The 13041-nt window shown below is 31.2% G+C and carries 10 protein-coding genes; all 10 read left to right on the forward strand.

Annotated features, from left to right (window positions below):
* The first annotated feature begins 24 nt into the window (after nt 1-24).
* The 10 genes from C7390_RS06115 to C7390_RS06160 all read left to right on the forward strand — a co-directional run bounded on the left by C7390_RS06115 (nt 25) and on the right by C7390_RS06160 (nt 13008).
* On the forward strand, nt 25-1452 hold the full coding sequence (locus C7390_RS06115) for a sugar transferase (protein ID WP_070101438.1): 1428 nt from the start codon (nt 25-27) through the stop codon (nt 1450-1452).
* Nucleotides 1453-1467: 15 nt separating this feature from the next.
* Complete coding sequence (locus C7390_RS06120; RefSeq protein ID WP_172678501.1) at nt 1468-2247, forward strand: DUF4422 domain-containing protein; 780 nt, start codon at nt 1468-1470, stop codon at nt 2245-2247.
* Between the two features lie 98 nt (nt 2248-2345).
* Nucleotides 2346-3455, forward strand: coding sequence for a glycosyltransferase family 1 protein (locus C7390_RS06125; protein ID WP_116443796.1), 1110 nt, complete (start codon nt 2346-2348; stop codon nt 3453-3455).
* A 2-nt stretch (nt 3456-3457) separates the two neighbouring features.
* Entirely contained in the window at nt 3458-4579 is a 1122-nt protein-coding gene (locus C7390_RS06130) for a glycosyltransferase (protein ID WP_116443797.1), read from the forward strand.
* Nucleotides 4580-4597: 18 nt separating this feature from the next.
* Entirely contained in the window at nt 4598-5644 is a 1047-nt protein-coding gene (locus C7390_RS06135) for a hypothetical protein (protein WP_055306106.1), read from the forward strand.
* Between the two features lie 51 nt (nt 5645-5695).
* Nucleotides 5696-8128: an oligosaccharide repeat unit polymerase gene (locus C7390_RS06140; protein ID WP_278320333.1), complete on the forward strand. Its 2433-nt coding sequence runs from the start codon at nt 5696-5698 to the stop codon at nt 8126-8128.
* Nucleotides 8129-8146: 18 nt separating this feature from the next.
* Complete coding sequence (locus C7390_RS06145) at nt 8147-9613, forward strand: flippase (protein ID WP_116443798.1); 1467 nt, start codon at nt 8147-8149, stop codon at nt 9611-9613.
* A 66-nt stretch (nt 9614-9679) separates the two neighbouring features.
* A complete protein-coding gene (glf, locus tag C7390_RS06150; RefSeq protein ID WP_055306104.1) occupies nt 9680-10795 on the forward strand; it encodes a UDP-galactopyranose mutase in 1116 nt (371 codons plus the stop codon).
* Nucleotides 10796-10809: 14 nt separating this feature from the next.
* Nucleotides 10810-11898, forward strand: coding sequence for an acyltransferase (locus C7390_RS06155; protein ID WP_116443799.1), 1089 nt, complete (start codon nt 10810-10812; stop codon nt 11896-11898).
* 66 nt (nt 11899-11964) lie between these two features.
* Nucleotides 11965-13008, forward strand: coding sequence for an acyltransferase (locus C7390_RS06160; protein WP_116443800.1), 1044 nt, complete (start codon nt 11965-11967; stop codon nt 13006-13008).
* Nucleotides 13009-13041: the final 33 nt, after the last annotated feature.

Raw genomic sequence — 13041 nt, forward strand, 5'->3', positions numbered from 1 at the left:
TAATAATATACTATCAGGGGGCTTATGACGAATATTAACAGAACTAAGGAAAGTATACAGAATATACTTATATTTTTTACAGATGCAATAGCGATAGTGTTATCGTATTATGTTGCAGGAATAATCTGGCTGGGGTTATATTGGGGAATGAATAACAGACAGATTTTTAGTGAACTTAATAATAACTGCGTATCAATACTGGTTGCGACAGTTATTACAGCAGTATTTTATAATGTCAAGAATGATTTTATAAGCAGAGGTTATTTTGAAGAATTCAGGTCTGTAGTATGCAAGAGTGCACTGTTTGCTGCTATACTCGCTGTCTATGAATTATTAAGAAGAGATGCAGAAGGCATCCAGAGAGGCATATATATTGTTACAGTTATCGTTGCAATAGTTATTATGTATGTATCAAGACTGCTTGTTAAGGCATATCTTAAATCACATAACGAAAGCAAGAGGTCAAGCCGTGTCATAATGGTTACAGTTAAGGACAGGGCTAAGAATACACTTTCAAAGATTGATGAGAAGGACGACTGGTTAAGAAAGATAGACGGAATTGTAATTATGGATGAGAATATGACAGGTCAGGATATCAATGGAGTTCCTGTTGTCGCAGATATCCATACTATGATGAAGTTTATTAAGAATGAAATCGTTGATGAAGTCTACATAGATGTTACAGATCGCATAAGAGAACGTATCAAGCCTATGGTTATGGAACTTGAGGATATGGGTGTTACTGTACATCTTAAGATTGAAGTATTAGATGTATACAGGGATTTCGATGCGAAGCTTGGTTATCTTGGAAGTATTCCAGTTATTACATTTGCTAACAGGATATATAGCTGGAAGTCTTTATTCGTAAAGAGATGTATTGACATAGTTGGAGCTATCGTGGGTCTTGTATTTATGACAATTGCGATGATATTTGTTGCACCAGCTATTAAGATTGAGTCAAAAGGTCCATTATTCTTTAAGCAGAAGCGTGTAGGAAAGAATGGACGTTATTTCTATATTTATAAGTTCCGTTCAATGTATATTGATGCCGAGGAACGTAAGAAAGAACTTATGGCACAGAATGAGATGAATGGTCTTATGTTCAAGATGAAGGATGACCCTAGAATTACCAAGGTTGGTAAGTTCATAAGAAAGACAAGTATAGACGAGCTTCCTCAGTTTATTAATGTGTTAAAGGGAGATATGAGCCTTGTCGGAACAAGACCACCTACGGTGGGGGAGTTTAAGCAGTATAAAGGACACCACAAGAGAAGACTGTCTATGAAGCCAGGTATTACAGGAATGTGGCAGGCATATGGACGAAATAGTGTTATGGACTTTGATGAAGTTGTAAAGATGGATTTGGAGTATATCGATAACTGGAGCATACTTCTTGATATCAAGATTTTATTCAAGACAGTTGCAACTGTATTTACGAATCACGGAACATAATCAGAGAGGAATATGATGGGAAAAGATATAAAGGTAATAGTGGCTGCTCATAAGAAGTATGAAATGCCTAAGGATAAAATGTATGTACCAGTTCAGGTTGGTGCAGAAGGAAAGAAGGATATAGGTTATACCAAAGATAATACAGGTGATAACATATCATCTAAGAATTCTATGTATTGCGAGCTTACTGGTCTGTATTGGGCGTGGAAGAATCTTGATGCTGATTATATTGGTCTTGCACATTATAGAAGACACTTCAAAGGAAAGAAGAAGTCAGACAATATAATGGATAATATATTGTCATATGAGGAAGCTTCTAACCTGTTAGATAAGTGTGATGTAATAGTGCCAAAGAAGAGAAATTATATGATTGAAACAATCTACAGCCATTATGAACACACTCATCATATAGAAACATTAGATTGTACAAGAGAAGTTATAGCTGAGTTATATCCGGAATATCTTGCAACATTTGATGCTAATATGAAAAAGACATATATGCATGCATTTAATATGTTTATTATGAGCAGAGAAAATGTTAATAATTATTGCAAATGGTTATTTGATATTTTATTTGAAGTGGAAAAAAGACTTGGCGATAAAGAATATGATGCATTTCAGGCTAGATATCCAGGCAGATTAAGTGAGCTTCTTTTTGATGTCTGGATGAATAAGAATGGTTTAAATTACAAAGAAGTACCATTTATGTATACTGAAAAAATTAATAAAATCAAGAAAGTAAGGTCGTTTCTTGCCGCTAAATTCTTAAAGAAGAAGTACAGCGGAAGTTTTTAAAAAGTTATAGAGTTTATGATAATCCCTTAATAGTCAAATTTACTATGAGGGATTATTTTAAAGTGCAAAAGTTATGACAGATTGAAAGGAATAGTTTAATGAGCATAAAGGTATTAGTATTTGGAATGACAGATAATCCAGGAGGAATGGAAAGCTGTGTAATGAATTATTATAGAAATATAGATTGGAGTGATGTCCAGTTTGATTTTTTATGTAATTGGGAAAATATGGTGTATGCAGATGAAGTTACAGCTAAGGGGTCTAAGATATACACAATACCACAGAAAAGCAAAGACTATAAAGCATATAAGAAAGCACTTGATGATTTCTTTAAAGCACATAAAGGTGAATATGATGTGTTCTGGTATAATACTTGTACATTAACTAATATTGATTACCTTGTATATGCTAAAAAATATGGAATTAAGAAAAGAATTATCCATGCACATAATTCTGGCAATGAAACTTCAAAGTTAAGAGGAATATTCCACTATCTTAATAAGACAAGACTCAGCCAATATGCAACTGATTATTGGAGCTGTTCAATGGTGGCATCAGAGTATTTTTATAATGAGAATATAATTAACTCACCAAAACATCATATAATTAACAATGCTATCCAGACTAAAGATTATGCTTTTGATGAAGCTGTTAGAAATGAGATTAGAAAAGAATATAAGCTGGAAGATAAGTATGTTATAGGGCATGTAGGAAGGTTTCAGTATCAGAAAAATCACGAATTCCTTGTTGATGTTTTTAATGAATATTTAAAGCTTGATAATAAGGCTGTATTAATGTTAGTAGGTCAGGGCGAAGGCGAGGAAGCAATCAGACAGAAGGTTGCAGATTTGGGAATGACCGAGAATGTAATGTTTATGGGAGTCCGTTCAGATGTTAATAAACTGCTTCAGGCTATGGATATTTTTGTATTGCCATCGCATTTTGAAGGATTAGGGATGGTACTTATAGAAGCACAGGCAGCAGGACTTCCTTGTATAACATCTAAAGCAGTTGTTCCAGATGTAGTTAATATCACAGGAAATGTAGATTTTGTTTCATTAGACGATGGGGCAGCAATTTGGACAGAGGCTGTAAATAATGATTTAAAGAAGAATATAGACAGAACAGAAGGTGCTAAGTTATTGACAGAAGCAGGATATGATATAAGTACAGAAACAGGTAAGTTTATATCATACTTAAGGGAGTAATAATGAAAATATTAGTAGTTGGACAAAGCAACAATCCGGGTGGCGTTGAAACTGTTATTAAGAGATATTATGAAACTGTTAAAGATGATGTGCAGTTTGATTTAATGGTGTTTACAGATATATGCTATGATGAAGAATATTACAGAGAACATAATAGTAATATTATTTTTATAAAAAGCGCACAGTTTAGACAGCCATTTAAGTATAAAAAAGAAATAAAGACTTTTTTTGAACAAAACAGGGGAATATATAGTGCAATATGGTTTAACTGTTGTGATTTGGCTAATTGTGGTTATATAATGAAACAGGCAAAAAAAGCAGGAATAAAAAAGAGAATTATCCATGCACATAATAATCAGTTAATGCATACAGGAAAGAAAAGAAAATTTTATGAATTAGTACACAATTACTGGAAAAATAATATAGACAGATATGCAACAGATTACTGGGCGTGTTCAGAATTAGCAGGAGAATTCTTCTACAAAAAGTCAATATTAGAGAGTGATAATTATAGAATAATTAATAATGCCATAGAAGTTAAGAAATATTGCAGAAATACAAAGATAAGAGATAAAGTAAGAACAGAACTTGGCATTGGCAATAATGATATAGTTGTAGGACATATAGGAAGATTTCAGTATCAGAAAAATCACGAACTGCTTATTGATATATATAATTCATTCTATAAGAAACATCCTGACAGCAGACTGCTTCTTGTTGGACAGGGTGTCGAAGAAGCTGCAATAAAGGATAAGGTTAACAAGTTAAAGCTTGAAGAAAATGTTATGTTTTTGGGCATAAGAAGTGATGTCAATGAAATAATGCAGGCAATGGATGTATTTGTGCTTCCTTCAAGATTTGAAGGGTTAGGAATTGTTCTTATAGAAGCACAGGCGGCGGGACTTCCTTGTGTTACTTCTAAGAATGTTGTGCCTGATATCGTAAATGTTACTGGAAATGTTGAATTTGTAGGACTTGATGAGCCTGTTGACCGTTGGGTAGAAGCTATTGAGGCGCAGATGAATAAAGCTGTAGATTACGAACAAAGCAGTATTAAAGTTTCACAGGCAGGCTATGATATCGAGGTTGAAGGTGATAAATTTAAGCATTTTATTGAAGATTAAATGAAAGAGGATATGCTAATGAGTGATAAGTATTACATAAAAATACAGATTGACGAATCAAAAAATGCAAGTTCAAAGGCAGTTAATGACTGTAATCAGATTCTTGATAATAATGGAGTAAAGCCATACTATTTAAAGATTAAAAAGCAGGGTAATAAATATATTAAGAAGATTAATAATTATCTTGAGTTAAACAAGATTAACAGAATACCTAAAGGTTCGTTACTGTTTGTTCCACATCCAATTTACCTTAATAAGAAATATATAGATATATTAAAGAAAGCAAGACAGACAAGAAATATAAAGCTGGCGTTTATTATTCACGATCTGGATTCATTAAGAAAGATGTTTCCAGAATCAGCGGCAGATTTTGAATATATGGATAATACAATGTATGGGATAGCTGATTATGTTGTATCTCATAATGAAAGTATGGTGCAGTATTTAGTAAGCAAAGGTGTTGATAAGAGCAGGATATATAATCTTAGGATATTTGATTATCTGACAGAAAGTAATCCTTCTGATAAGGAGATTAAATACTCAAAGACATTAAATATAGCAGGAAATCTTGATACTAATAAGTGTAAGTACATAAAAGGTCTTAATGATTTAGACAAATCAGTTAAAGTTAATTTATATGGTCTTAATTTTAATAAAGATATTTTAAATTCTAAATCAATTGATTATAAGGGAGCATTTCCGGCTGATGAGATACCATCTAAGTTAAATGAAGGGTTTGGTCTTGTGTGGGACGGAGAGGGTATTGACGGCTGTACAGGAAATACAGGAGATTATCTGAGGTATAATAATCCTCATAAGCTATCTTTATATCTTGTGTCAGGTCTGCCTGTGGTAATATGGAGTGAGGCGGCAGAGGCTCAGTTTGTTAAAGATAATAATGTAGGAATTGTTGTTAACTCAATTGATGATTTTTCTAACGCTTTTGATGAATTAAGCGAACAGCAATATTATGAAATGGTAGAGAATGCTAGAAAGATTTCTGGGAAGCTTAGAAATGGTGAGTATTTGTTAGATGTAGTGAAGAAGATTAATGCGGTATTATAGTGTAAAGGAGATATTTTTATGATTTATATTCTGGTTCTTTTTTTCCTGATTATGACTATCTTAACATACAAGTTATTTAAGGGAGAAATTGCAAATCCAGCATTTATATATTGTTTTATGTATTTTATAAGTTCTTTTTGTACTATGTGTAATGTTAAAGAGTGGAATATACATTTGGCTAATAAGACATTTTTAATATTATTTATAGGAACGATTGAGTTTGTTGCTGTTGTATGGTTAGTTGAGAAATTATTCAGATCTAAATGTACAGTTGAACATAAGAATGAAGAGTTTGCTGCAATTAATAAATATATTATGGCACTGTTAATTGTATATTCTATAGTTGTTATAGCATTGACAATATATAATGTATTAAAGATTGCTGATGCTTTTGGAACATATAATTCATTCACACAGGCACAGGCTTTATTTAAAGCACACACTTCATATAGTAATGATGCGTCACTGCCACATTATTTGAGTCTGATGTTTAAATTGTTAGAATTATCATCATATTACTGTATTATAGCTTATGTTAAATATGTTGTATATTCTGACAGAAAAGAAAAAAAGAGAATTATAGTAACCAAGTTATATTATTTAATTCCGTGTTTATTATATATAATAAAAGAATTGATATGTTCAAGCAGAATTTCCATATTAAGTATGTGCGTTGGAGCGGTTACAATAGCAATAATTTTATGGAGCCAGAAGAAGAACTGGAAAAGCAGAATTGCATTTAAAAATATTGGAATAATTGTAGCAGTAGGTGTAGTTGGAATGGTCCTTTTCTATTTGAGTGCTTCTTTAATAGGAAGATCTAATGATAAGAATTTGTTTAAATATGTAACAACTTATGCTGGTGGTTCTATAGAATGTTTAAATCATTATGTAATATTTCCAATAGAAGGTGAAAAGTCAGATATAGTTGGTAATGAAACGTTTTATACTTTATTACAGTCATTAGATAAGTATAAGATAACACATACTAATATTGCAGAGAAACAGACGGCACACTTAAGTTTCAGATATTACTATGATTCAATGATTGGAAATGTGTATACAGCATATCGAAGATGGCATCATGATTTTGGCTGGATAGGAATAATTGTACTGAATGGAATAATGGCTGCTGTATTTGCTGTAGGATATTATATACATAAATACAAACCAAATATGAAATTTAATGAATTGATTACGGTTGTATATATGTATTTAGCATATTGTGTTTATATGCACTGTATTGATAGTTATTTCTACACGACAGTATTTCAGATTACGTTTATAACTAATTTTGTTATATTTACAATTCTATATTTTATATTATACAAGTCAAAGCTTGCTGTTATAGAAAAGCCAGCTATAGAAGAAAAATGTACAGACGGGAAGATAAATGTATTAATGATTCTTCCGGGATTGAATGTGTGTGGAGGAATGGAATCCTTTATAATGAATTATTATAGAAATATAGATAAGGATAAGTTCCAATTCGATTTTCTTGTTCATAATATAGGAGATAATTCATATGCTGATGAAGTTAAATCACTTGGTGGAAATATATATAAAATGCCTCCATTTGGTTTAAAGACTTTAAAACAGATAAAGAATGAATATATCAGGATAATTAAGAGTAAAAAGTATCATATTGTACATTGTAATATGGCAAATGCTGCATTTATTTATCTTAAATATGCTGAGAAATATGGAGTCCCTGTAAGAATTTTACATAGCCACCAGAATAAGGCGGCAGATCAGTTATCACACGCAATTAGAAATATACCATTAATATTCTGGGGAAAAGACTATGCTAACTGTAATGTAGCTTGTTCTAATCAGGCAGGTGACTATTTATTTGGAAAAAATAATTATGGCTTGATTTCTAACTGCATTGATTATGATAATTATGCTTTTGATATTAATGTAAGACAACAGGCAAGACAGGAATTAAGATTAGGGGAAGCTTTTGTTATTGGTAATACAGGGAGACTTTGCCCTCAAAAAAACCAGAGCTTTTTATTAGATATTTTTAAGGAATATATAAAGCTTAACCCTGATACAAAGCTGTTAATTGTAGGAGAGGGCGAAGATGAGGAAAAGCTTAAAAGTAAGGCTGATGAATATGGAATAAGTGAGAAAGTTATTTTCACAGGTGCGAGAGCTGATATTAACAGATTACTTCAGGCAATGGATATATTCGTATTTCCATCATTATATGAGGGACTTGGAATATCGGTATTGGAAGCACAGGCAAGCGGCTTATACAGTTTATGTTCTTTAGGTGTTCCTAAGACAGCACAGATATCAGAATTATTTGAGCGTATGGATTTAAAGCAGGATGCATCAATATGGAGTAAAGAAATAGATACAATTCATATGAAGCAGACAGATAGAAACAATGTAGTGCTGGATAATAAATATGATGTTAAGAAATGTTCATCAGAATTATCAGAATTATATGTATCTGAAATAAAGACCTGTATTTAAAGAAAATAGGTGAGCATTATGAAAAATAAACAGAAATCATTAAAACTAAATTTTATAATGAATGCGATACTTACGATGTCCAGCTTTTTGTTTCCGCTTATTACATTTCCGTATGTATCAAGGGTATTGCTTCCGGCTGGAACCGGCAGGGTTTCATTTGCTAATTCGGTCGTAACGTATTTTGTTATGATATCACAGCTTGGTATTCCAACCTATGGTATAAGGGCTTGTGCGGTTGTAAGAGATGATGAAGAAAAGTTAAAAAAGACGGTGTATGAATTATTCATAATTAATGTTGTTATGAGTATTTTTGCTTATGTAGTATTCTTTATTGCATTAGCAAGTGTGCCAAGGTTAAGAGCTGATAGAAATCTATTTCTTATAACAAGTACACTGATATTCTTTAATACAATAGGTGTTGAATGGTTGTACAAAGCACTTGAGCAGTATACATATATAACAATACGTTCAATAATATTTAAGTTTATTGCACTTATTGCAATGTTTATATTAGTAAGAAATGTTGATGATTATGTTATATATGGAGGAATTTCCATATTTGCAGCTTCAGCATCTAATGTGTTTAACTTTATCAGATTAAGGAAGATAATAGGAACAAAGAAGGTATCTAATCTTAATTTTAAAAAGCATTTCAAGCCGGTATTTATGTTCTTTATAATATCCTGTGCGACAACAATATACACTAATCTGGATAATGTAATGCTTGGATTTATGAAAGATGATGTTGAAGTTGGATATTACAATGCGGCAACAAAGATAAAGAATATTCTTGTGAGTATTGTAACATCATTAGGAACGGTGCTTATGCCAAGAGCTTCCTATTATATACAGCAGGAAATGTGGGACGAGTTCTATAAGCTTTCCAAGAAAGCAATCAAATTTGTTCTGCTTGCGGCAACATCTATGATGATATATTTTATGATATTTGCAAGAGAAGGCGTGCTTTTCCTGTCAGGAGAAGCATTTGGCGGAGCAGTAGTTCCTATGATTATAGTTATGCCAACGCTTTTATTTATCGGTTTAACTAATATTATGGGTATACAGATGCTTATTCCTATGGGAAAGGAAAATGCTGTTATGATATCAACTTTTGCAGGAGCAATAGTTGATTTGATACTTAATGCAATATTTATTCCATTTTTAGATTCATCTGGTGCTGCTATTGGAACACTGGTTGCAGAATTGGTTGTTCTTATTGTACAAATGGTATATCTTAAGAAAGATGTAAAGTATCTGTATTCTAATCAAAGTTATTTTAAGATTATAATTGCATTAGCAATATCAACAGTTGTAGCATTAGCTGTAAAGCATTTTATATCAGGAGTGTTTATAAAACTTGTAGTATCAGCAGTGTTATTTTTTGGTGTGTATGTTGTTATGCTTTATATTATGAAAGAAGAAGTTGTTAGTGAGAATTTGAATAAGATATTTTGTAAAATAGGAAAGAAAACTGATCAATGTTAATTATTTTAAAAATTTATTAGCAAAATCAAAATTAAAAAAATATATAATAGAAAAGAGGAAAATGTAATGTACGATTATTTAGTAGTTGGTTCTGGTTTATATGGAGCAATATTCGCCCACGAGGCAAAGAAGGCAGGAAAGTCAGTGCTTGTAGTAGATAAAAGACCTAATATAGCAGGTAATATCTATACAGAGAAGCAGGAAGGCATTAATGTACATAAGTATGGTGCACATATATTCCATACCAATAATAAGAAGGTGTGGGAATATATCACACAGTTTGCTGAATTTAACAGATTTACTAACAGCCCGGTAGCTAATTATAAGGGTGAATTATATTCAATGCCTTTTAATATGTACACATTCAATAAAATGTGGGGCGTTGTTACTCCTGAGGAAGCTGCTGCAAAGATTGAAGAGCAGAAGAAAGAGATAACAGGCGAGCCTAAGAATCTTGAAGAACAGGCTATATCACTTGTTGGCCGTGACATATATGAAAAACTTGTAAAGGGTTATACAGAGAAGCAGTGGGGAAGGGACTGCAAGGATTTACCAGCATTTATTATTAAAAGACTTCCAGTAAGACTTACATTTGATAACAATTATTTTAATGCTTTATATCAGGGAATTCCAATGGGGGGATATACAAAGATGGTTGAGAATATACTTGATGGCATTGAAGTAAGATTAAATACAGATTATCTTGAGCATAAGGAAGAACTTGATGCACTTGCAGACAAGGTTGTATACACAGGTCCTATTGATGCTTATTTTGATTATAAGCTTGGAACACTTGAGTATCGCTCAGTAAGATTTGAAAATGAGACACTTGACAAGCCTAATTTCCAGGGAAATGCTGCTGTTAATTATACAGATAGAGAGACTCCTTGGACACGTATTATTGAGCATAAGTGGTTTGAGTTTGGTAAAGATGAAAATGGCAATGACCTGCCTAAGACTATTATAAGCCGTGAATATTCATCAGAGTGGAAGCCGGGTGATGAACCTTATTACCCAGTAAATGATGAGAAGAACGGAAAGCTATACGAGGAATATAAGAAGCTTGCGGATGCCGAGGATAAGGTTATATTCGGTGGAAGACTTGGCGAATATAAGTACTATGATATGGATGCTACAATTGCCTCTGTACTTGATAAGTGTGAGAGTATTTTTGGAAAGTAATGGTTACATTGTGAATGAAAAATAGAATTGTAAAGTTGGATATAGCTAGGACATTTGCGATACTATGTGTGATTTTATGTCATTGTAGTGAAATGACATATTTTAATGACATGGTAGTTCTTAAAAATTTAAAAATTACATCTAGAATATTTATGATGGGTACATTTACAATTGGCAGGTTTGGAGTTTCAATATTTTTATATCTTTCAGGTGTATTACTGCTTAGGAAAGTAATAGAAAAAGATGAAGATATATTTAAGTTCTATAAAAAAAATTTGCTGCCTTTAATTGCGGTTAATGAAGTCTGGCTTATTATATATAAAATATATGAAGTATTTGTATTAAAGCAGGTATTTAATTTTGTAGATTTTATAAAAGAATTATTGTTATTTAAAAATTCATCAATGACTAATATGTGGTATATGCCTATGATAATTGGAATATATATTGGTGTTCCATTTTTGGCTAAAATTGTAAAAACATTTTCTTTTAAATCAATTTTACCTATTATGACAGCTACATTCATTTTCTGTTATATAGAGCCGCTGTTAAATGTGATAGCCAGAATTTCTAATAATGGACAGACTTTCGGCTCCGAAATGAGCATACCATATATGGGAGCAATCTATGGATTATATTTACTGGTTGGATATTACATATATGATAATCAGGTAAAAATAAAAAAGATAAGAAATTGGCATTTAATTTTAACAGCTATATTGAGTTATGTTGTAATTATGTGCTTTGAGGTGTATTCATTAAGTGATAAATCACATTATATATATAAAGTGTGGTACGATTTTCCGTTTTTATTAATATGCACTGCTTGTTTATTTACTTTATTTACAAGGATTGATGATAATGTTATAAATGAGAGGATATCTAATATATTTACTTATATAAGTAGAATAAGTATGGGTATATATTTTGTACATATTATAGTCATTATGACTAAAATAAAATATATGGGACAAATATTTGCAAGCCTTTCATTAGAAACAGCATTTTTAACAATTATAACAATAGTACTATCTGCTGTTATTGTAGGGGTGTTGAGCAGAAATAAATATGTTGCCCGATATATATTTCTCATTAAGCATTAGATAAAGAATATTTAAGAATACTAGGTTGTCAAATGTTTAAATACGTTCTATAATTTGGAGGTGGATATGAATAGCAGACTGCTATATATGGATAATTTAAAAGGAATCTGCATATTATTAGTTGTATTTTGCCATTATACGTTATTATCAGGTGGTTCAGTAGTTGGTAATGCTATTATGACATTAGCGTGGGCAGCAGTACCTTGCTTTATGATGATTACAGGGGGATTGTTGTGCAGGAAGAAGTCTGATTTTGATTGGAAGAAATATATAAAAAGATTAATTACGTTATATGTTGTTATAATTTTATGGAGAATAGTATATATTCTAATTTATATTGTAATGAATGGAAATATATATACAGGTAAAGATATAATAGCAGGAATATTCTTTATGTCGGATGTTAATGGAATTAATATGGACGTGTTTTGGTATATGAAGGCCTATCTGGTTACATATATGATATATCCTGTCATATGGTTCTTATTAATGAATGGTGGAAAAAAATATATGCTTAACATAATGGTGGTAACGGGAGTTTCAGGTATATTTATTCCAACAATGAATATGATTGTAACACATTATATTAATTTTTCTATATATGATGCTGCTTACCTGACACCGTATTTAAATTATCCGTATATGATTTTCTATTTTGTTCTAGGTGCTTTTCTTTTAGAATATAGGGAAATGATACATATTAAAATTAAAAAGAATATGCCAATAATATTATTTGTTATTGGATTTATGTTGTTATTTATTGTTAAGTATAAGGAAACTGGTTCGTTTAGGTGGAATAATATTTATATTTCCAATGGTTATAATAGAATATCAACATTAATAATGTCGGTAGGACTTTATCTTTGCTTCGATTTCTATTGTGATATAAAGCTAGGGCTTGGTAAATTAATAGGACAATCAACGATGGGAATTTATTATATGCATTATATAATATTAGCTGTGTTTGATAAGTATTTATATTCTGGTATAGGGATTGAATATTATTCTACTATAGCCAATAGTTTAAAAACGATAATTATTACATTTATATGTATTGTATTAACAATAATCATAAAAAAGATTCCATTTATAAAAAAGATGGTTGTATAAATTTTTGTTTTAAGGGTTGTTAAATACTATATA

Source organism: Bacteroides galacturonicus, from assembly GCF_003096855.1.
GTDB lineage: Bacteria > Bacillota > Clostridia > Lachnospirales > Lachnospiraceae > Lachnospira > Lachnospira rogosae.

Bases quoted from the DNA above. Each gene is read 5' to 3' on its own strand.
- C7390_RS06115 (WP_070101438.1), top strand. From the start codon at position 25: ATGACGAATATTAACAGAACTAAGGAAAGTATACAGAATATACTTATA.
- C7390_RS06120 (WP_172678501.1), top strand. From the start codon at position 1,468: ATGGGAAAAGATATAAAGGTAATAGTGGCTGCTCATAAGAAGTATGAA.
- C7390_RS06125 (WP_116443796.1), top strand. From the start codon at position 2,346: ATGAGCATAAAGGTATTAGTATTTGGAATGACAGATAATCCAGGAGGA.
- C7390_RS06130 (WP_116443797.1), top strand. From the start codon at position 3,458: ATGAAAATATTAGTAGTTGGACAAAGCAACAATCCGGGTGGCGTTGAA.
- C7390_RS06135 (WP_055306106.1), top strand. From the start codon at position 4,598: ATGAGTGATAAGTATTACATAAAAATACAGATTGACGAATCAAAAAAT.
- C7390_RS06140 (WP_278320333.1), top strand. From the start codon at position 5,696: ATGACTATCTTAACATACAAGTTATTTAAGGGAGAAATTGCAAATCCA.
- C7390_RS06145 (WP_116443798.1), top strand. From the start codon at position 8,147: ATGAAAAATAAACAGAAATCATTAAAACTAAATTTTATAATGAATGCG.
- glf (WP_055306104.1), top strand. From the start codon at position 9,680: ATGTACGATTATTTAGTAGTTGGTTCTGGTTTATATGGAGCAATATTC.
- C7390_RS06155 (WP_116443799.1), top strand. From the start codon at position 10,810: ATGAAAAATAGAATTGTAAAGTTGGATATAGCTAGGACATTTGCGATA.
- C7390_RS06160 (WP_116443800.1), top strand. From the start codon at position 11,965: ATGAATAGCAGACTGCTATATATGGATAATTTAAAAGGAATCTGCATA.